The following is a 19,538-nucleotide window of genomic DNA, read 5'->3' on the forward strand; positions in this document are numbered from 1 at the left end:
GGCGTCCGGCGGACGCCTCAGTGGCCGGCGAAGCTGTGCGTGCCGGGGCCCGACGGGTCCGGCTGGCTCTGCTCGACGACGGTCGAGAGGTAGAGCGCCTCACCCAGCTTGTCGACCAGCTCCAGCTGGGTGTCCAGGTAGTCGATGTGATGCTCCTCGTCGGCGAGGATCGCCTCGAAGATGTTCGCCGACGTGATGTCGTCCTTGTCGCGCATCAGCTCCACGCCCCGGCGCAGCCGGTCGATGGCCTCGACCTCGATCTGCCGGTCGGCGCGGAACATCTCGGTCACCGTCTGCCCGACCTGGACGTGGAAGAGCCGCTGGTAGTTCGGCAGGCCGTCAAGCAGCAGGATGCGGTCGGTCAGGAGCTCCGCGTGCCGCATCTCGTCGAACGACTCGTCACGGGTGTACTTGGCGAGCTTCGTCCAGCCCTTGTGGTCCTGGAGCTTGGAGTGCAGGAAGTACTGGTTGATCGCGGTGAGCTCCGCGGTCAGCTGCTCGTTGAGCAGTTCGATCACCTCGGGGTCGCCTTGCATGGCGGCGGGCTCCTTCCGGACGTCTCTGGGCCGATCTCGCGCATGATTGCACCGGCGCACACAGTCGTCCAGTAAGTCCATACTTAGTGCGAGTTGCCCCAATTGCCCCTCGGCTGGTCATGTGCACCCTCTCCGGTCTGTCAGGATGGAGTCATGGGTCAGCCGGTGGAACGCGCGTCAGGAGACGCGTCTGGAGCAGTGCCGACGGGAGCGGCACAGCCGGAACTCCCGCCGGGACAGCGACTCCAGCGCGGCTGGCCGGTCACGCACTACGGACCCGTGCCCAAGTTCCGTCCCGAACGCTGGGACTTCCGGGTCTTCGGCGCCACCGCCGACGGTGAGAAGCACTGCTGGTCCCACGAGGAGTTCACGGCCCTGCCGTACACCACCGTGGTGGCCGACCTGCACTGCGTCACGAAGTACAGCATGACCGGCGCCGAGTGGGGCGGCATCCCCGCGCGCACCGTCCTGGACATCGCCCCGCCCGCGGCGAACGTCACCCATGTGATGGTGTGGGCGGAGTACGGGTTCAGCTCCAACCTGCGCCTGTCCGACTTCACCTCGGAGCGCACCCTGTTCGCCACCCACAAGGACGGCGAACTGCTCACCGCCGAGCACGGCTTCCCGCTCCGCCTGATCGTCCCCCACCTGTACGCCTGGAAGGGCCCCAAGTGGGTCCGCGGCGTGGAGTACATGACCGCCGACCGCCGCGGCTTCTGGGAGGAGCGCGGCTACCACAACCTCGGCGACCCCTGGAAGGAACAGCGCTACTCCTACCAGGAGGAACCGGGGGACGGACCGGAACTGTGACGCCCGTGCTGCCGGCCGCTCACGCCCTCACCGTGTCCGTCAGGCGTCCCTGAGCCGCTTCAGGCGCTCCACGTCCGCCGTGTGGCCCTCCTTGCCGCCCGGGGTCTCGATGACCAGCGGGACGCCCTCGGTGGCGGGGTGGGTCATCAGGGCGCGGAAGGGGTCCTCGCCGATGTGGCCTGCGCCGATGTTCTCGTGCCGGTCCTTGTGCGCGCCGGCCACGTCCTTGGAGTCGTTGGCGTGGATCAGCCTCAGCCGGCCCTCGCCGACCGTCTCCACCAGCAGGTCCAGCGTTCGGTGCATGCCGTCCGGGCCGGTCAGGTCGTGCCCGGCGGCGAAGATGTGGCAGGTGTCCAGGCACACGCCCAGCCTCGGATGGGCGTCCAGCGCCTCGAAGTACGGCCCGAAGTCCCAGGTGCGCGAGCACAGCGAGGCGCCCTGGCCAGCGGTGGACTCCAGGAGCAGGTACGGGTCGTCGTCGTGGGTCAGCTCGTCGAGCAGCGGCAGCACGTGCTCCCGCACCTGCTTCAGTGCGACCGACCGGTCCCGGCCGCCGGTCGCGCTCCCGGTGTGCACGACGACACCCAGCGCGCCGATCTCCCGGCCGCGCCGCAGCGAGTGCCGCAGCGACTCCACCGACCGCTCCACGGTCGCCTCGGTGTGGGAGCCGAAGTTGATCAGGTACGGGGCGTGGACGTACGCCGGTACCGACTGCTCGGCGCAGGCCGCGCGGAAGCGCTCGTCCTGCCGCGGATCGCCCGCGGGCGTGGCCCAGCCCCGCGGATTGGCGACGAAGACCTGCACGGTCTCCGCGCCGAGGTCACGGGCGTAGGACATGCCCACGGAGTGCAGCCCGCCGGCGACGGGCACATGGCCGCCGATCGGGTTGCGGAGGGGGCCGGGGAGGGGACGGGACCGCTGACTGCTCACCCGTTCAGGGTGTCACGCGCCCGGCGGCCCGCGGCCGCCGGGCCGCCGTCAGCGGATGGTGATCGTTATCGTCGAGCCCTTCGGCGCCCGGTCGCCGCCCTTCACCGACTGCTTCTTGACGGTGTCGCCGAACAGTCCGAGCAGCCCGCGGTCCTCCCGCACCTGGAAGCCGGCCTTCTGCAGCGTGTTCTTCGCGTCGCCGACACTGTTGCCGGTCACGTCCGGCACCTGCACCATCTCCGGGCCCTTGGACAGCGTCAGCGTGACCGTGTCGCCCTCGGCGGCCTCGCTGTCGCCCGCCGGGCTCTGCCGGGCGACCCGGCCCTTGTCGAACTCGGAGGTGACCTGCTCGGTGGAGATCCGCACCTTCAGACCGGCGTCCCGCAGGTCGGACTGTGCCTCGTCCAGGTCCTCGCCGGTGACGTCCGGGACGTCCACCGCGCGGCCCTTGCTGACGGTGAGCGCGATCGCCGAGCCCGCGTGCCGGTCGGTGCCCGCCCCGGGATCCGTGCTGATCACCACGTCACGGGGAACGTCGTCGCTGAACTCCCGGCTCACCATGCCGGGCTCCAGGCCGTCCTGCTTCAGCAGGGCCCGCGCCTCGTCCAGCCGGTGGCCCTTCAGATCGGGCACCCGTACGGTCTCCGGACCGTCGGAGACCGTGAGCGTCACCGAACCGTGGCTGCGGATCCTGGCGCCCGCCCGCGGGTCGGTGCTGATGACCGTGCCCCGCCGGACCGTGTCGCTGTAGGCGTGCTCGACCCGGTCGACGCCGAGACCGGACTCCTTGAGTTGCTCCCTGGCCTGCGCCTCGGTCTTCGCCAGCAGCGGCGGGACCTTCGTGAACTGGCCGGAGTTGATGTACCACACGCCCCCGCCGACCCCGAGGACCAGCAGGACGGCGGCGACCACCGTGAGCAGGGTGCGCCGTGGCGGCCCGGGGCGCCGCACGCCGGACGGCTGCGGTGGGGGCGGGGGCGCCTGGAGCCGGCTGGTGCGGTTGAGGGCGGCCGCGGAGCGTGCGCCGTCTCCGTCGTTCCCACCGTCCCCGCCGAGGATCCGCGCCGTCAGCGCGCGCGGGATGACGCTCGTACGGTCCTCGGCGTTGTCGTGCTCCGCGGTGAGGGCCTGCGGCGGCAGGGCGTCCAGCTGGTCCGGGCTGAGCGCGGTCCGCGCCTCGCGGACCCGCGCGAGCAGCGCGACCGCGTCGTGCGGCCGGATGTCCGGGGTGCGCGCGGTGGCCTCCGCGACCAGTTCGTCCAGTTCGAGGGGGAGTCCCGGCACGGCGGCCGACGGGGCCGGCACGTCCTCGTGGAGGTGCTGGTACAGCACCTGGGCGGGGGACTCGCCCTGATGCGGCTTGCCGCCGGTCAGCATCTCGTACAGCACGACGCCGCACGCGTACACGTCGACCCGGGGGTCGGCGGTGCCGCGCTCGATCTGCTCCGGCGCCAGGTAGGAGACGGTGCCGAGGACGGCACCGGTGGTGTTCGTCACCGTGTCCACGGACCGCACCAGCCCGAAGTCGGCGACCTTGACCCGGCCGTCGTCCCCCATCAGGACGTTCTCCGGCTTCATGTCGCGGTGGACGAACCCGGCCCGGTGCGCGGCCCCCAGCGCGGCGAGCACCGGCTCCAGGATGTCCAGCGCCGCGCGCGGCTGGAGCGCCCCGCGCTCGCGCAGCACGTCGCGCAGGGTGCAGCCGGCCACGTACTCCATGGCGAGGTACACGTACGTCCCGTCCGTGCCCTGGTCGAAGACCTGTACCACGTTCGGGTGGGCCAGCCGCGCGACCGACTTGGCCTCCCGGATGAACCGCTCCACGAACGAGCCGTCGGCCGCGAGCGTCGGGTGCATCACCTTGAGCGCGAGGACCCGGTCGAGTCGGGTGTCCAGGGCCCGGTAGACCGTGGCCATCCCGCCGACGGCGATCCGTGCGTCGACGCGATAGCGGCCGTCGAGCACCTGCCCGACGAGAGGGTCCTGAAGGGTCGTATCCACGCAGGCGAGTCTACGAGCCGTCACGGACACACACGGATCGCGGACAGTGTCGCGGCGGGACTGAAGCCGACCTGTGACGCGGTGAACGCACCCGTGCGAGGGAGCTGACCGGCTAGAACGCGGGCCGCTCCGGGTCCAGATCGGCCATGCCCTCCGTCGGGGACGACGCCCGGGCGAAGTGCCGTTCGGGGATCCGTCCGGCCAGCCGTGCCAGCCGCCCCGCCTCCACGGCGGACCGCATCGCCGCGGCCATCATCACCGGCTCCTGCGCCCGTGTCACCGCGGAGGCGAGCATCACCCCGGCACACCCCAGCTCCATGGCCAGGGCCACGTCCGAGGCCGTACCCGCCCCGGCGTCCAGGATCACCGGCACGCGCGCGTGCTCCACGATCAGCTGGAAGTTGTGCGGGTTGCGGATGCCGAGCCCGGACCCGATGGGCGAGCCGAGCGGCATGATCGCGGCGCAGCCCACGTCCTCCAGCTTGCGCGCGAGCACCGGATCGTCGTTCGTGTACGGCAGGACCGTGAACCCGTCGTCGACCAGTGTCTCCGCCGCGTCCAGCAGCTCGATCGGGTCCGGCAGCAGTGTGCGCTCGTCGGCGATGACCTCCAGCTTGACGAGGTCCGTGCCGAGCGCCTCCCGCGCCAGCCGGGCGGTGAGGACCGCCTCGCCCGCGGTGAAGCAGCCCGCGGTGTTGGGCAGCACCCGGATCCCGAGCGACTCCAGCACCGACAGGACCGAGCCGTGCACGGAGGGATCCACCCGACGCATCGCGACCGTGGTCAGCTCCGTTCCGGAGGCCACGAGCGCCCGCTTCAGGACCTCCAGGCCGGTCGCGCCGCCGGTACCCATGATCAGCCGGGAGGTGAAGGGCGTACCACCGAGGACGAAGGGGTCGTCGGCCATGGCTCAGCCTCCCTGGACGGCGGTCAGCACTTCGACGCGGTCGCCCTCGGCCAGGGCCGTGGACGACCACCGCGCGCGCGGGACGACGGTCTCGTTGAGGGCGGCGGCCACTCCGGAGGGCGCCGCGCTCAGTGCCTGCACGACGGTGCCGAGTGACGTGCCGGGCGCTACCCGGCGGGGCTCACCGTTGACGGAGATGTTCATGCGGGCTGCTCCGTGAGTGCCGCGGCGTAAAAGCGCCTGGGGGAGAAGGGGCGGACCTCGTCCGGCAGCTCGCCGGTGGTCAGGACGTGCGCCATGGCGTCACCGGTGACCGGCGTGAGCAGTACGCCGTTGCGGTAGTGGCCGGTGGCGAGCAGCAGGCCGTCGAGGCCGGTCGGGCCGAGCAGCGGCGCGTTGTCGGGGGAGCCGGGCCGCAGACCCGCCCGGGTCTCCGTGAGCGGCAGCTCGGTGATCCCCGGCACCAGCTCGTGGGCGTCGCGCAGCAGCTCGTACACGCCGCCCGCCGTCACCGTCGTGTCCCAGCCCAGCTCCTCGTTCGTGGCCCCGACGACCAGCTCGCCGTCGAGCCGGGGCACCAGGTAGACCTGGCTGCCGCGCACCACGGCCCGCACGGTGCGGCTCAGGAACGGCGCGTACCGCTTCGGCACCGTCAGCCGAAGCACCTGCCCCTTCACCGGCCGCACCGGCGGCAGCACCTCGTCCGGAACGCCCGCGAGCCGTCCGCTGAGGCTGCCCGCGGCGAGGACCACCCGCTCCGCGGCCGGCGCGGTGCCGTCCCGCAGCACACAGCCCGTTGCCCGGCCCCGGGCCACGGTGAGCCGCTCTGCCCAGCCGCGGTGGAAGACCACGCCCGCCCGCTCGCAGGCCGCGACCAGGGCGCGGGCGAGCCGCCGCGGATCGATCTGGTGGTCGCCGTCCACCCGCAGCCCGCCGCGCACGCCCGGCGCGAGCATCGGTTCGAGGCGGCGGCAGTCCCGCCCCGACAGCCACTCGGACTCCAGGCCCGAGCGGCGCTGAAGGTCGTGCAGTTCCCGCAGGTGGGCGCGGTCGTCGGCGTCCAGCGCGACGGCGAGGGTGCCGCAGCGGCGGTAGCCGAGGTCGTGGCCGGTCAGCTCGGTCAGCTCGGCCGCGAAGTCCGGGTAGCGGCGGGCGGAGGCCAGGTTCAGTGCGAGCAACGTCTGCTCGCCGTAGTGCAGTTCGGTGACGGCGGCCAGCATCCCGGCGGCCACCTGTGCGGCCCCGCCGCCCGGCTCGGGGTCCACCACGGCCGTGGCGAACCCGCGCTGCGCCGAGCGCCAGGCCGTCACGAGGCCGATGATTCCGCCCCCCACGACGAGGACGTCGGACGTACGTGGCAACGACATGGGCGTCCAGCCCCTCCCTTCGCCGGCATGACCCGGATCAGGTTCGTACGGTCGGAGGCCGCCAGCCTCCCTCTCAGCCCGGTGCGTCCGGGCTCCCGCGAGTGCTTGTACGGTCGCCACCCTAGCCCGCGGAACACCGCCCCGGTAGGTGAGCCTCCCGCGTACGAGGGGCGGCCGTGCGGCGGGCGGGCATGGGGGAAGAGGCTGGGGGCAGGTTGTGGAGCGGGTCACCCCGCACGCCCCTGACTGACGCCGCGTCAGTTGAATTATGGTGATCAGGTGAGCGACCAGACGCAGGAACAGGGCACATCGGGGCCGCGGCGCGTGGTCGTCGCGGGCGCCGGCATGGCCGGTGTGCAGACCGCGGTCGCCCTGCGCGAGCAGGGCTTCACCGGCACCGTGACACTGATCGGCGCCGAACCCCACCAGCCCTACGACCGGCCGCCGCTGTCCAAGGCCGTCCTGCTGGGCAAGGCCGAGGGCTCCGCCTTCGACATCGACTTCGAGGCGCTCGGCCTCGAACTGCGGCTCGGCTGCGAGGCACTGGCCGTGCGGCCCGGCGCCCGCGTGCTGGAGACCTCGGCCGGACCGGTGCCGTACGACGTCCTCGTCCTGGCCACCGGCGCCGAACCGATCCGGCTGCCCGGCACGGAGGGCGTGCAGGGCGTCCACCTGCTGCGCACCCTGGACGACGCCGAACGGCTGCGGCCGGTGCTCACCGAGCAGCACGACATCGTGGTCGTGGGCGCGGGCTGGATCGGCGCCGAGTTCGCCACCGCCGCGCGCGAGGCGGGCTGCGCCGTGACCGTCGTGGAGGCCGCGGACCGCCCGCTCGCCGGGGCGCTGCCCGCAGAGGTGGCCGAGCCGATGACCGCCTGGTACGCCGACAGCGGCACCGAACTGCGCACCCACGCGCGCGTGGAGCGCGTCGAACCCGGAGCGGTCGTCCTCGACGACGGCTCCCGGCTGCCCGCGGGCGCCGTCGTGGTCGGCATCGGCGCGCGCCCCGCCACGGACTGGCTGGCCGGCTCCGGCATCGCGCTGGGCCCGCACGGGGACGTCCTGGCGGACGACCATCTGCGCACCTCCGTGCCGGACGTGTACGCGGTGGGCGACTGCGCCTCCTTCCCCTCGGGACGGTACGGCGAGCGCCTGCTGATCCACCACTGGGACAACGCGCTCCAGGGTCCGCGCACGGTCGCGGCCGACATCGTCGGCCTCACCCCCGTGGTCTACGACCCGGTGCCGTACTTCTGGTCCGAGCAGTTCGGGCGCTTCGTCCAGTACGCGGGACACCACACGTCGGCCGACGCCGTCGTCTGGCGCGGCGATCGCACCGGACCGGCGTGGACCGTCTGCTGGCTCCGCGAGGGCCGGCTCGTCGCCCTCCTGGCCGTCGGCCGGCCGCGGGATCTGGCGCAGGGGCGGCGGCTGATCGAGTCCGGCACGCCCATGGATCCGCGGCTGCTGGCGGACCCGGCGAAGCCCCTGAAGGCGGCGACCGCGTGAGGCACACGTCCCCGGGTGGACGGGCCTGGCTTCCGAGTGTCAGTGGCAGATGGCACGCTTGTGTCCGTGACCGAGATTGACACGAAGATCGACGCTCTCGTCCCTGACTGGCTCACCCTTCCCGACATCGCCGAACAGCTCGGCGTCGAGGTGACACGTGTGCGGCAGTTGGTCAAGGAGGGCCAGCTCATCGCCGTACGCCGTGGTGAGAACCGCGCGCTGCACGTCCCCGCCGCCTTCATCGACGGCGACAAGGTCGTCAAGGGCCTGTCCGGCACCCTGACGCTCCTGAGGGACGACGGCTTCACGGTCGAAGAGATGATCGAATGGCTGTTCACCCCCGACCCGACCCTGCCGGGCACCCCCGCCCAGGCCCTGAGTGAGAACCGTGGCACAGAGGTGAAGCGCCGCGCCCAGGCCCTCGCCGTCTGACCCGGCCACTCCTCCACGCCCCCCGGCCGCGGCCCCGGCGGCCGGGCGGGCGGTGGCCGCACCGGCCGGCCGGGAGGGGCGGATAGGGTCCGTCCGAGTGGCCGGCCGAGCCACGGAACCGACGAGCCGGGGGGACCCGCGTATGCCTGAGACCGCTGCCGTTGCCGCAGCCGACGCCCGTGGTCGGCTCGGTGCCGCGCGCCTGTACCTGTGCACGGACGCTCGCAGGCGGCAGGGGGACCTGGCCGGGTTCCTCGACGCGGTGCTGGCGGCGGGCGTCGACGTCGTGCAGTTGCGGGACAAGGGCATCGAGGCGGGGGAGGAGCTGCGCCTGCTGGAGGTGTTCGCCGACGCGTGCGCTCGGCACGGGAAGCTGCTCGCGGTCAACGACCGGGCGGACGTCGCCCACGCGGCCCGCGCCGATGTGCTGCACCTGGGGCAGGGGGACCTTCCGGTGCCGGCCGCCCGCGCCATCCTCGGCGACGGCGTCCTGATCGGCCGGTCCACGCACGCCGAGGACGAGGCCGCCGCCGCGGCCGTGCAGGACGGCGTGGACTACTTCTGCACCGGACCCTGCTGGCCCACGCCCACCAAGCCGGGCCGCCCCGCCCCCGGCCTCGGCCTCGTCCGGTACACCGCGTCGCTGGGCACCGACCGGCCCTGGTTCGCCATCGGCGGCATCGACCTCGGCAACCTGGACCAGGTCCTGGAGGCCGGCGCCCGCCGCGTCGTCGTGGTCCGGGCGATCACCGAGGCCGACGACCCCGGAGCGGCGGCGGCCGAGTTCGCCGAGCGGCTGCGGCAGGCGAGGTAGGGGCGCGGCACGGCCGGAAGACCGGCCGCCCCGGCGTCTCACTTTTCGGACAGCCGGCCGGGTCCGACCCGCTCATTTCCGGCCCCGCTGTCCGAAGGGCGGACAAGAAGCCGACAATCCAGACAAATTTCCAGCGCTCGGTTGGGAGACCGCCGTGCCCTGGATAGCCTGCCGGTATGGCCCTCGGAACCGCATCCACCAGGACTGATCGCGCACGCACCGTGCGTGACATGCTCGCCACAGGCAAGAGCACCTACTCCTTCGAGTTCTGGGCGCCGAAGACGGCGAAGGGCGAGCGCAACCTGTGGAACGCGCTGCGCAGGGTCGAGGCCGTCGCCCCCGACTTCGTCTCGGTGACGTACGGTGCCGGCGGCTCCACCCGCGCGGGCACGGTCAAGGCGACCGAGCAGATCGTGTCCGACACGACGCTCACCCCGGTGGCGCACCTCACCGCCGTCAACCACTCCGTCGCCGAGCTGCGCAACATCATCGGCCAGTACGCCGACGCCGGGATCCGCAACATGCTCGCCGTGCGCGGCGACCCGCCCGGCGACCCGATGGCCGACTGGGTACCGCACCCCCGCGGACTGACCTACGCCGCCGAACTCGTCCGGCTCATCAAGGAGTCGGGCGACTTCTGCGTCGGCGTGGCGGCCTTCCCCGAGATGCACCCGCGCTCCGCCGACTGGGACACCGACGTCGCGCACTTCGTCGACAAGTGCCGGGCGGGCGCCGACTACGCGATCACGCAGATGTTCTTCGAGCCGGAGTCGTACCTCCGCCTGCGCGACCGCGTCGCAGCCGCCGGTTGCGCTACACCCGTCATTCCCGAGATCATGCCGGTCACGAGCGTGAAGATGCTCGAGCGTCTGCCCCAACTCAGCAACGCCGCCATCCCGGACGACCTCAAAGACCGGATCCGCGCGGCGGCGGACGATCCGGCGGCGGTACGCTCCCTTGGGATCGAGTTCGCCACCGAGTTCTGTGCCCGACTGCGGGCCGAGGGAGTGCCCGGGCTGCACTTCATCACGCTCAACAACTCCACGGCGACGCTGGAAATCTACGAGAACCTGGGTCTGCACCACAGGCCGCGGACCTAGACCGGCCGCACCCGCGTACGACACACTGCGTAGCGGCCACTGGGAGAGGGGCGTACATGGGCTGGACGGTCCTCTACATCGCGTTCGGCATCGTCGCGCTGTGGCTGCTGGGCGAGGTGCTGCTGCAGTACAAGGCACGGTTGCGCTGGCGGCTGCTGGCCTTCGGCGGCTTCCTCGGTGTCGTCCTCGGGGTCCTGATCCCCTCCGTCATCGTGATCGGTGCCGGTGCGGCCGCCTTCGCGGTCGGCCAGACCTACGTGACGCTGTCCTTCCGGCGCGGCTTCGCGGAGGGCTGGGCGGTCAACCGCCCCGAGGCCGAGGGCGGCAAGCCGCGCCGCCGCGGCAAGGCCGAGTACCAGGACCCGGCCCCGGAGGCCTCCGGCCCCGAGGTGTCCGGCCCCGAGGTGTCCGACGGCGCCACCGGCACCATGCGGGCCCTGCCCGGCTACGAGGGGCAGCCCTACGGCCACGGCGACGACGACCACGACGACGTCTTCACCCCCGCCGCCCTCCACTCCCAGCCGCTCCCGAGTGAGGGGACCCCCGTCTCCGAGCCCGCGGCCGCCGACGCCACCGCCGTGTACGAGCCGCAGCCCCTGCCCGAGGAGACCGGTTCCTACGGCGTCTACGACGGCTCGGCCCACCAGGGCGGCACGCAGTCGCCCTACCCGGGTCCCGGCCAGACCCAGGACCAGTACGCCACCGCGGCCCAGGGCGCCGACCAGAGCCACGCGTACGACTACTCCGGCTACGGGCAGCAGGGCTACGGCTACGACGCCTCCGGCCAGCAGCAGTACGCCGCCTACTCGGACCCGTACGCCGGCACCCAGACCTACGACGGCTCCTACGACACCGGCTATGCCCAGCAGGGGTACGGCCAGCAGGCCTACGGCACCCAGGACGCCTACGCCGGCTACGGCGCCGAGACCCCGGCCGGCGGGGTCTGGGTCCCGCAGCAGCGCACCGACGAGCCCTACGGCGGCGAACTCCCGCCGGAGCAGCAGGCCTACCCGTACCAGGACGGCAACCAGGGGCAGCCACAGCACGGCACGGGCTACGACGAGCAGTACCGTTTCTGAACGCTCCCCGGCTCACTGGGAGCCGCGGAACTCCGGTCCCTCCACGATCAGTCCGGCCACCAGCGCCCCCGACATCCCGGCGTGCGGCAGCCCGCCCCCGGGATGCGACCAGCCGCCCACGGTGAACAGGCCCGCGAGCCCCGTGGTGTTCGCCGGGTGCAGCAGGCGCCCCTGGGCGGCCGCGAGCGCCGGTGCGGGGACGGCCCCGCCCTCCGCGCCCGTCACCCGGGCGATGTCGGCCGGGGTGCGCACCTCGTGCCAGAGCAGGCGGTCGCGGAGACCGGGTATCGCCCGCGAGGCGACGGCGATCATCCGGTCGGCCTGCGCCCGGAGGTCCGCCGAGGCTGACGCGGGGACCGTCGCCGTGAGCGTCACCGCCTCGTGGTCCGGGTCCGGGACCAGCGCCGGATCGCCGGGACGCGACACCGAGACGGTGGGCCGCTCGGGCAGCCCGGGGGCCGTGCCGAACAGCCCGTCGAGTTCGGCCGCGCGGTCCTCGGTGTGCACCACGGTCCGGTGGGCCGTCCCCTCCGGACGGCCGCCGCGCAGGGCCAGCAGCACGGTCAGTCTGCTGGGCGCCCCGGGCTGCGGCGGGACCTCGCCCGCACCGCGCAGGGCCGTGCCCCGGACCATGCCGTCCAGCACCCGGGGCGGCACACCGGCGACCACGAACTCCGCCTCGGCCACGGTCCCGTCGGCGAGTTCGACGCCGGCCGCCCGGCCGTCCTTGTCGACGATTCCCCGGACCTCGGCGCCGAAGGTGAACTCGACCCGCCGGGCCAGGCACCGCTCGTACACCGCGCGCGCCAGCTCGCGCAGGCCGCCGCGCACGTACCAGGTGCCGAAGGCGTGGTCCAGGTACGGCAGTACGGCCGCGCTCGCCGGAGCGGTCCGCGGATCGAGGCCGTACGCGAGCGCGTGGCTCTCCAGGAGGGCGGCGAGCCGCGGGTCGCGCAGCTCCCAGGCACCCACCTCGGCGAGCGTGCCGGCCCGGCGGGTGCGCAGCAGGCGCTTGTGCGGCACCGCCGGGTAGGGCTCGCGCTCGGCCAGCACCTGCCAGTTGGGCCACAGCGGCTCCTCCAGGAGCGGGCGGCGGGCGCGGTCCCAGGCCTCGCGGGCCCGCACCAGGAAGTCGCCCCAGCGCTGTCCGGCGCCCTTGCCGAGGGCTTCGTCCAGAGCGGCGACGACGCCCGCGCGCGAGACGTTCGGCAGGGACACCGCGGTGCCGTCCGCGAAGACGTGCCGTGCGGACGGGTCCACCTGGACCAGCTCGACGCGGTCCTCCAGCGGCTCCTTGCCGGTCTTGACGAACAGATCGCGGTGGACCGCGGGCAGCGGAAGCAGCCCGGGGCCGGTGTCGAAGGCGAAGCCGTCCCGCTCGAACCGGCGCAGCGCGCCGCCGTACGTGTCCGTACGCTCGTACACCGCCACCCGGTGGCCCGCGACGGCCAGCCGGGCGGCGGCCGCCATCGCGCCCATCCCGGCGCCGATCACCGCAATCCGTGCCATGTGCGCGACTTTATCGACCGCCACCGACAATCCCGGTCTCGGGGGCGCTGACCAGCGGATTCCCAGATGTGTGAGGGCGCGGGCACGCTCAGCCCGGCGGGGACCCCGCCCCGGCCGCGAGCCGGCGTTTCTCCTCCCGCCGCTGGGCCCTGCGGCGCAGGAAGCGCCGGATCCGGGAGATCAGGAAGGCGACGATCACGATCCCGGCGAGCAGCAGGACGCCCGCGATGACCGCCGCGGCCAGCGGATGGAAGATCGCGAAGGTGACGAGTCCGGCCACGCCGAGGTCCTCGGCCAGGCTCACGACCATGTTGCTCACTGGCTCGGGCGAGGTGTTGACCGCCATGCGCGTCCCGGCCTTCACCAAGTGGCTGGCCAGTGCCGTACCGCCGCCGACCAGGCCCGCGGTGACGTCCGACAGCGAGCCGCTCTGCCCCGCGAGCAGCGCGCCGACCCAGGCGCCGGCGACCGGCCGGATCACGGTGTGCGCCGTGTCCCACACCGAGTCCACGTAGGGGATCTTGTCGGCGACCGCCTCCAGCACGAACAGCACGGCCGCCGCGATCAGCACCTCAGGCCGCTGCAGGGTACCGGGGACGTCGTCGCTCAGTCCGGTCGCACCGAACACGCCGAGCAGCAGCACCACCGCGTACGCGTTGATGCCGCTGGCCCAGCCGCTTGTGAACACCAGGGGGAGTACGGACACGGAGGCGATCGTAGCCAGCGGGCCGCGCGGGGTCCCGGGGGCGGGCACGCGGGACTGAGTATCCGTACTCAGCAAGCGAGATGAGTACGCGCACGGATGTGACGCGGCCCGTGCGCACGGAAGAGTCGGAGGCACGGGAAAGGGCACACCGGCACCGCCGGCACGGGGCGGCGGAACGGCGTGGCCCTCTGCCGGGAGACGCCGGTGCGTGGTGGCCCGCGGGGGACGCGGCCAGGGCGCGCCGGCGTCTCCCTGAGCGCGGACCGTGCCGGGCGGTCCTGGGAGGCCGCGGCCTCAGAGGCGCCCGCTGACCCGTCCCTGAAGGAGCCGGGACAGCGCCGCGTGCACGTCGTCCAGGGAACGCCGCGGCTGGAAGGACTTCCAGTCCAGCGCGGCCACCAGCACCATGCCGACCAGCGCCGCCGCGGTCAGCGGCACGTCGACGTCCTCGCTGAACTCCCCGTTCGCCACGCCGTCGCGCAGTACGCCCTCGACGACCGCGACCGCCTCCTGCCGCACCACCAGGAGCGTGGACTGCCAGGAACGGTTGGTGCGCCACAGCTCGGCCACGTAGAGCTGAGTGAAGGCCGGGTAGCGGTCGATGAAGACGAGCCCGGCGCGCACCATGGCGTCCAGGGCGTCGACCCGGCTCCCGCCCTCCCGCGCCGTCCGGTCGGCCGCCTCGCGCAGGGAGGCGGTGAGCAGTCCCACGCCGTGCCGCAGCAGCTCCTCGAAGAGGACGGACTTGCTGGCGAAGTTGTAGTAGACGGTGCCCTTGGCGACCCCCGCCCGCTCGGCGATCTCGTCCACCGTGGTGGCGGAGAACCCCTGCTCGGCGATGAGTGTGACGGCGGCCTCGTAGAGCTTCTGCCGGGTGGCCTCGCGGCGGGTACGGCCGCCCGGCGTGGCGCTGCTGAGTTCCATGGCCCTGATTGTCACAGGCCGGCACCTCGTCAAGGGCGCGGCAGGGGAGGCCCGCGGCCGCGCCGCGGGCCCGGCGCGCGGGCCCTCCCTCACCGACAGCCGAGGCGAAATGCCTGGTCGGAACGGATTGTCAGTGCCATACCCCACGATGGGCACATACGGCACCCGTGCCGTCACCCAGACGACAGGAGGTTCGTCATGGCCAACTCGTCCGCAGCCGCCGCCCGCCGGCACCGCGCCACCGGCCCTGCCCCCTCACTGACCGGCCCGGCGAGCGACGTGCACCCCGTCCCGCGCCGGGCCCCGGCCCCGCCCGCCGCCCTCGGCCTGCTCGCCCAGGCCCGCGAGGGCCTGGAGGAGGCCACCGCCCTCCGCACCCCGAACGAGCGGTACGCGACGGCCCACCTCGCCGCGCTGCGCACCGCGGCCGCCGTGCTCGCCGCGCGGGGGCGCCCGGATCCCACCCCGCGCCGCCGGGCCCGCATCAGGAGCGCCTGGGAAGTGCTCCCCGAGATCGCGCCCGAACTCGCCGAGTGGAGCGCGCTGTTCGCCGCGGGCGCCGCGCGCCGCGCCCGCGCCGAGGCCGGGATCCGGGGCGCGGCCGGCCAACGGGACGCCGACGACCTGATACGGGACGTGGGGATGTTCATCCGCCTCGTCGAGCGCCTGCTCCTCCTCCAGCCGGTCCTCCCCCGCCCCACCCCCGGCGGGGCGGCGACCGCGGGGGCCGTGGAGCCGAGGGGCAGGTCGGGGGGTGGAGGCAATAGGGTGGAGGGCGCCTGAAGCCCTTCCAGTTCCCGTGCGCCGGGCGGGGAGGGGCAGTCCGATCGCTCCGCCGCGCAAGAGGCGGTGCCGCGCCGAGGAGTCAACCGTGTCGGACCCGATGCGCCCGCCCGTCTCCCACCACCACTCCCAACCGGCGTCGCTGCGCTCCGACCCCTCTCGTCCACGCGCCTCTCTCCGTACCGCCGTGGTCTGGGAGGTCCTGCACGACGCCCTCGACCACCGGGTCAAGGCCTCGGGCCGGGACTCCCTGGACGTCCTCGACACCGGCGGCGGCAGCGGCAACTTCGCCGTGCCCGCCGCCCGGCTCGGCCATCGGGTCACCGTCGTCGACCCCAGCCCCAACGCGCTGTTCGCACTGGAGCGCCGCGCCGCCGAGGCCGGTGTGGCCGAGCGGGTGCGGGGCGTCCAGGGCGATGCCCACGGCCTCTTCGACGTGGTCGAGCGCGGCGGCTACGACGCCGTGCTGTGCCACGGCGTCCTGGAGTACGTCGACGACCCCGCCGAGGGCGTGCGCAACGCGGTGGCCGCCCTGCGCTCCGAGGGCATCCTGAGCGTGCTCGCCGCCGGTCTCGGCGGCGCCGTGCTCGCGCGCGCCCTGGCCGGGCACTTCAAGGAGGCCCGGCAGGCACTCGACGACCCCGAGGGCCGCTGGGGCGAGGGCGACCCGATGCCGCGCCGCTTCACCGCCGAGCAGCTCACCGCGCTGGTCGAGGGCGCGGGTCTGCGGGTCGGCGCCGTGCACGGGGTGCGAATCTTCGCCGACCTGGTGCCCGGTGTGCTCGTGGACACGGAGCCCGGGGCGCTGGACGCCCTGCTGAGGCTGGAGGCGGCGGCGGCCGAGCGGCCCGCGTTCCACTCCGTGGCCACGCAGCTCCACGTACTCGGTGAGACCAGGGGCGCGGGGGAGGCCTGAGCCGCCTTGCGGGGCGGGCCGCCGACCGGCGTGGCGGCCGGGCATGCAGTCCGCCACAGGCCGCCCGGACGCGGGCTCGGCGCCGTATGATCGAAGGAGACCGTCCGGCATGACGGCCTGCCCGCCGGGGAATGGAAGCCTCAGCGGACCGGGACCGACATGGCGGGTTCCGGTTGGCCAATTGGCGCAGAGGGGCGGGTTTCACGGGGGCGATTCCCGCCTATCCTTAAGGGACCCCCCGAGTCGCCCCGGCGACTGCACGATGAGGAGGACTCCGTGCCGCTCTCGGAGCACGAGCAGCGCATGCTCGAGCAGATGGAGCGAGCGCTGTACGCCGAAGATCCCAAGTTCGCGTCGGCGCTCGAGGGAAGCGGGCTGCGTACGTACACCCGGCGGCGGGTCTACCAGGCGGTCGTGGGCTTCCTCGTAGGTATCGCGCTCCTCATGGCAGGAATGGTCGTCCAGAAGCTCATCTGGGTCAGTGTGGTGGGCTTCCTGGTCATGCTGGGCTGTGCCGTACTGGTCGTGACCGGCTGGCGCAAGGCTCCCAAGCCGGGCGAGCAGGCCGCAGGCGGTCCGCAGGCCCGCCGTCCGGCCCGTCAGAAGCGCTCCATGATGGACCGCATCGAGGAGCGCTGGCAGCGCCGCCGTGACGAGCAGGGCGGCCGCTAGCCCGCCGCGCACCCACAGTTCCGCGTGAGGGGCTGACCACCGATGGTGGTCAGCCCCTCACGCATGCGACTCCTCAGCCGGAGGCCTCGGCCCCGTCCCCGGGGTCCCGTCGTCCCGACGACCCGCGCAGCGCCGCCCGGGCGGCGACGACGCCGGCGGCGGCACGGGACCGGAACGCGTTCCACCGGGCCGATGCCGCCCAGATCACGCGCACGGCCGAGCGCGGCGCCAGGGCGGCCCGCAGCCTGGTGCGGCGCGACGCCGAGTCCCGCAGGCCGACGGTGACCCGCCTCACGTCCTCGGCGAGCCCCGCCACCGGACGCGGGCGCGGCGCGTAGAGGACCTGCTCCACCGCGTCCGCCAGCCGGTGCGCCGAGGCCGCGGCCACCTCGTCGAGACGCCCGAGGCGGACGATCCGGGCGGCCGCCTTGCGCGGGGTGCGCGAGTCGTCCGGCAGGATCCCGAAGTCCCAGGCGGTGTCGCCCAGTTCCTGCCAGACCGCCAGGATGTGCGGCCCCGCGTCCCCCTCGCCGCGCCCCTGCGCGCCCAGCCGCGCGGAGCGCATCCGCCGGCGCCACAGCAGCGGCGACAGCGGCAGGGCGACGACCAGCAGACCGCCCAGCGTCCAGCCCAGCAGGGCGTACCCCCTCGGGCCTTCGCCGCCCTCGACCGGCACGGCCTGCGCGGACGGGCCCCCGCACTCCTGGAGCTTCCGCAGCTCCGGCGGGCAGCTCTGGTCCACCGACGGCGCGGCGGAGGGCACCGTGCTCGCGTCCTGGGACGGCGCCGACTGCTCCGGCAGGCTGGTGCCGGGCGTTTCCGGCTGGGTGTACGACGGCGTCGTGCCGCGTGTCGGGGTCGGCTCGAAGCGGGTCCAGCCGACGCCCTCGAAGTACAGCTCGGGCCAGGCGTGCGCGTCCTTCAGACCCACCGACACGGTGCCGTCGCCCTGCGCGGTGCCCGGCGCGAAGCCCACGGCGACGCGGGCCGGTATGCCCAGCGTGCGGGCCATGGCGGCCATCGCGAAGGAGAAGTGCACGCAGAAGCCGCGCTTGTCCTCCAGGAACCGCGAGATGGCCTGCGGTCCGCTGCCCGCGTCGACCTGCGTGTCGTACCGGAAGCCGCCTTCGAGGGCGAACCAGTCCTGGAGCTCGACCGCCTGCTCGTAGTGGTTCGCCGCTCCCCGGGTGACCCGGCGGGCGGTGCTCGCGACGTCCGCCGGCAGCGACGGGGGCACCTTGGTGTACTCGCGCCTCAGCGCCGCCGGCGGCTCCGGAGCCGTGGCGAGCTGCGCGGCGGTCGGCCGCACCTGAAGGCTCTTCACCTCGTAGGTCAGTCCGCGCGTGGTCTGCCGGTGGTCGCCGACGAGGGTCATGCCGACGGGCTCGTAGCGCCAACTGCCCTTGACCCGCACGGCGCTCGGCGGGTACGGCATCGGCAGCCACTCCTGCGCGTACGACGTAGACGCCGAGATCGTCGTCGTGATCTCCGTGCGCCTGACGCCGCCGTCCAGGCCCAGGGGAGCGGGCAGCCGGTCGGGCACGCCCACGATGCGCCGCTGGGACGGCTTCCATGTGGTGCCGTCGAAGTCGTCCAGGGACACGATCCGCAGGTACAGGTTCGAGGTGTCGGACGTGTCCGTGCGCAGCGTGATGACCGTATGGTCCTCGTCGACGTTCAGGCTGTCGCGCAGTGACACCAGCGGGTTCACCGCGGAGATCGTGCCGCCGTCCCCGCTGCCCGGACCGACGCCGTTTCCGGCGCCGCCGAGCAGTCCGCCCCCCATGGCCGGCAGGGCGAGCGGTGCCACCAGGGCGATGCCGAGGGCGAGTGCGCCGATCCGGCGCCCGTTGCGCACCGGCGCGGTCGCGCCGCCCGCCTCACGGCCTCCGGCGCGCGGCGCCCCCGCGAACACCCGCCCCCACTGCGAGAGCCGGTCCCGGCCCTCGGCCAGCAGCAGCATCAGATAGCCGGCGGCCGCGACCAGGAACCACCTCCAGCCGGTACCGCCGTCGGACAGGCCGGCGGCCACGGAGTACACGGCGAGCAGCGGCAGGCCCGCGGGGGCCGCGCTGCGGAACGTCACCGCGAGCGCGTCCACGATCAGTCCGATCACCAGGACCCCGGCGACGAGCATCAGGCGGATGCCGTCGGTCTGCGGGGCCGGGGTGGCGTACCGTCCGACGTCGTCCGCGCCCGCCCGCAGCAGTTCGGCCAGGTGCCGGAAGGCCTCGGGGCCGGGGACCAGCCCCACGATGGCGTGTGCCCGGGCGAAGACCAGGGTGAGCAGCATCAGGGTGGCCAGGGCCTGCGCCACCACGGTCAGCGGCCGCGCCAGCGGTACCCGCCGGGCCACCGCGCCGACGCCCGACTGCACCGCCAGCATCAGGACGACCTGGAGGATCCACGAGGCGGGGGAGACCAGCGGCAGCAGCGAGCACGACGCCATCAACGTCGCCGCCGCCGCGCACAGCGTCAACCGCGTGCGCCCGCTCATGCCGGCCCCTCCCCGCCGCCGGTGCCGCCCCCGGGCACGTCGTGCC

Annotated in this window: 19 protein-coding genes and 1 riboswitch; of the genes, 9 read left to right on the forward strand and 10 right to left on the reverse strand. The window is 73.8% G+C overall.

Annotated elements, in window-relative coordinates; genetic code table 11:
* Positions 1-17: 17 nt before the first annotated feature.
* On the reverse strand, positions 18-536 hold the full coding sequence (bfr, locus tag ACIOWN_RS02250; RefSeq protein ID WP_362349252.1) for a bacterioferritin: 519 nt from the start codon (positions 534-536) through the stop codon (positions 18-20).
* 153 nt (positions 537-689) lie between these two features.
* Between bfr and ACIOWN_RS02255 the strand changes: the two genes are divergently transcribed.
* Positions 690-1,346 carry a sulfite oxidase-like oxidoreductase gene (locus ACIOWN_RS02255; RefSeq protein WP_362349254.1) on the forward strand — a complete coding sequence of 219 codons (657 nt, stop codon included), beginning with the start codon at positions 690-692 and terminating at the stop codon, positions 1,344-1,346.
* Between the two features lie 39 nt (positions 1,347-1,385).
* Here ACIOWN_RS02255 and ACIOWN_RS02260 read toward each other — a convergent pair whose 3' ends face one another.
* The 5 genes from ACIOWN_RS02260 to thiO all read right to left on the reverse strand — a co-directional run bounded on the left by ACIOWN_RS02260 (position 1,386) and on the right by thiO (position 6,551).
* The gene (locus tag ACIOWN_RS02260) at positions 1,386-2,276 is read right to left on the reverse strand and encodes a deoxyribonuclease IV (RefSeq protein WP_362349256.1); all 891 of its coding nucleotides are present in this window, start codon (positions 2,274-2,276) and stop codon (positions 1,386-1,388) included.
* A 48-nt stretch (positions 2,277-2,324) separates the two neighbouring features.
* A complete protein-coding gene (pknB, locus tag ACIOWN_RS02265) occupies positions 2,325-4,277 on the reverse strand; it encodes a Stk1 family PASTA domain-containing Ser/Thr kinase (RefSeq protein WP_362349258.1) in 1,953 nt (650 codons plus the stop codon).
* 112 nt (positions 4,278-4,389) lie between these two features.
* On the reverse strand, positions 4,390-5,184 hold the full coding sequence (locus ACIOWN_RS02270) for a thiazole synthase (RefSeq protein ID WP_362349259.1): 795 nt from the start codon (positions 5,182-5,184) through the stop codon (positions 4,390-4,392).
* A 3-nt stretch (positions 5,185-5,187) separates the two neighbouring features.
* Positions 5,188-5,388, reverse strand: a complete 201-nt coding sequence (gene thiS / locus ACIOWN_RS02275; protein WP_362349261.1) for a sulfur carrier protein ThiS — start codon at positions 5,386-5,388, stop codon at positions 5,188-5,190.
* The gene (thiO, locus tag ACIOWN_RS02280; protein WP_362349263.1) at positions 5,385-6,551 is read right to left on the reverse strand and encodes a glycine oxidase ThiO; all 1,167 of its coding nucleotides are present in this window, start codon (positions 6,549-6,551) and stop codon (positions 5,385-5,387) included. The genes thiS and thiO overlap by 4 nt, the downstream gene beginning before the upstream one ends.
* Positions 6,549-6,660, reverse strand: a riboswitch (TPP riboswitch). Its footprint overlaps the gene before it by 3 nt.
* A 170-nt stretch (positions 6,661-6,830) precedes the next feature.
* On the opposite strand from thiO, the gene ACIOWN_RS02285 reads away from it, so the two are divergent.
* The 5 genes from ACIOWN_RS02285 (at position 6,831) to ACIOWN_RS02305 (ending at position 11,485) form a co-directional block, all read left to right on the forward strand.
* Positions 6,831-8,060 carry an FAD-dependent oxidoreductase gene (locus ACIOWN_RS02285; protein WP_362349264.1) on the forward strand — a complete coding sequence of 410 codons (1,230 nt, stop codon included), beginning with the start codon at positions 6,831-6,833 and terminating at the stop codon, positions 8,058-8,060.
* A gap of 66 nt (positions 8,061-8,126) precedes the next feature.
* Positions 8,127-8,492 (forward strand): Rv2175c family DNA-binding protein, encoded by a 366-nt coding sequence (locus tag ACIOWN_RS02290; protein WP_362349266.1) that lies wholly within the window; start codon positions 8,127-8,129, stop codon positions 8,490-8,492.
* 142 nt (positions 8,493-8,634) lie between these two features.
* On the forward strand, positions 8,635-9,306 hold the full coding sequence (thiE, locus tag ACIOWN_RS02295; protein WP_401979872.1) for a thiamine phosphate synthase: 672 nt from the start codon (positions 8,635-8,637) through the stop codon (positions 9,304-9,306).
* 176 nt (positions 9,307-9,482) lie between these two features.
* On the forward strand, positions 9,483-10,406 hold the full coding sequence (metF, locus tag ACIOWN_RS02300; RefSeq protein WP_362349269.1) for a methylenetetrahydrofolate reductase [NAD(P)H]: 924 nt from the start codon (positions 9,483-9,485) through the stop codon (positions 10,404-10,406).
* A 56-nt stretch (positions 10,407-10,462) separates the two neighbouring features.
* On the forward strand, positions 10,463-11,485 hold the full coding sequence (locus ACIOWN_RS02305; RefSeq protein WP_401979875.1) for a hypothetical protein: 1,023 nt from the start codon (positions 10,463-10,465) through the stop codon (positions 11,483-11,485).
* A gap of 12 nt (positions 11,486-11,497) precedes the next feature.
* On the opposite strand, the gene ACIOWN_RS02310 is transcribed toward ACIOWN_RS02305, so the two are convergent.
* The 3 genes from ACIOWN_RS02310 to ACIOWN_RS02320 all read right to left on the reverse strand — a co-directional run bounded on the left by ACIOWN_RS02310 (position 11,498) and on the right by ACIOWN_RS02320 (position 14,624).
* On the reverse strand, positions 11,498-12,994 hold the full coding sequence (locus ACIOWN_RS02310) for a phytoene desaturase family protein (RefSeq protein ID WP_401979878.1): 1,497 nt from the start codon (positions 12,992-12,994) through the stop codon (positions 11,498-11,500).
* Between the two features lie 88 nt (positions 12,995-13,082).
* The gene (locus ACIOWN_RS02315) at positions 13,083-13,700 is read right to left on the reverse strand and encodes a DUF4126 domain-containing protein (protein ID WP_362349274.1); all 618 of its coding nucleotides are present in this window, start codon (positions 13,698-13,700) and stop codon (positions 13,083-13,085) included.
* A gap of 294 nt (positions 13,701-13,994) precedes the next feature.
* Positions 13,995-14,624 (reverse strand): TetR/AcrR family transcriptional regulator, encoded by a 630-nt coding sequence (locus tag ACIOWN_RS02320; RefSeq protein WP_362349276.1) that lies wholly within the window; start codon positions 14,622-14,624, stop codon positions 13,995-13,997.
* Between the two features lie 198 nt (positions 14,625-14,822).
* Between ACIOWN_RS02320 and ACIOWN_RS02325 the strand changes: the two genes are divergently transcribed.
* The 3 genes from ACIOWN_RS02325 to ACIOWN_RS02335 all read left to right on the forward strand — a co-directional run bounded on the left by ACIOWN_RS02325 (position 14,823) and on the right by ACIOWN_RS02335 (position 16,995).
* Entirely contained in the window at positions 14,823-15,407 is a 585-nt protein-coding gene (locus ACIOWN_RS02325) for an SAV_6107 family HEPN domain-containing protein (protein ID WP_398144305.1), read from the forward strand.
* An 88-nt stretch (positions 15,408-15,495) separates the two neighbouring features.
* On the forward strand, positions 15,496-16,323 hold the full coding sequence (locus ACIOWN_RS02330) for a methyltransferase (protein WP_362349279.1): 828 nt from the start codon (positions 15,496-15,498) through the stop codon (positions 16,321-16,323).
* 276 nt (positions 16,324-16,599) lie between these two features.
* On the forward strand, positions 16,600-16,995 hold the full coding sequence (locus ACIOWN_RS02335; protein ID WP_362349281.1) for a DUF3040 domain-containing protein: 396 nt from the start codon (positions 16,600-16,602) through the stop codon (positions 16,993-16,995).
* 73 nt (positions 16,996-17,068) lie between these two features.
* On the opposite strand, the gene ACIOWN_RS02340 is transcribed toward ACIOWN_RS02335, so the two are convergent.
* Positions 17,069-19,492 (reverse strand): DUF3488 and transglutaminase-like domain-containing protein, encoded by a 2,424-nt coding sequence (locus ACIOWN_RS02340; RefSeq protein WP_362349282.1) that lies wholly within the window; start codon positions 19,490-19,492, stop codon positions 17,069-17,071.
* Positions 19,493-19,538 lie beyond the last annotated feature (46 nt).

The organism is Streptomyces sp. NPDC087787 (assembly GCF_044743035.1).
Taxonomy (GTDB): Bacteria; Actinomycetota; Actinomycetes; order Streptomycetales; family Streptomycetaceae; genus Streptomyces.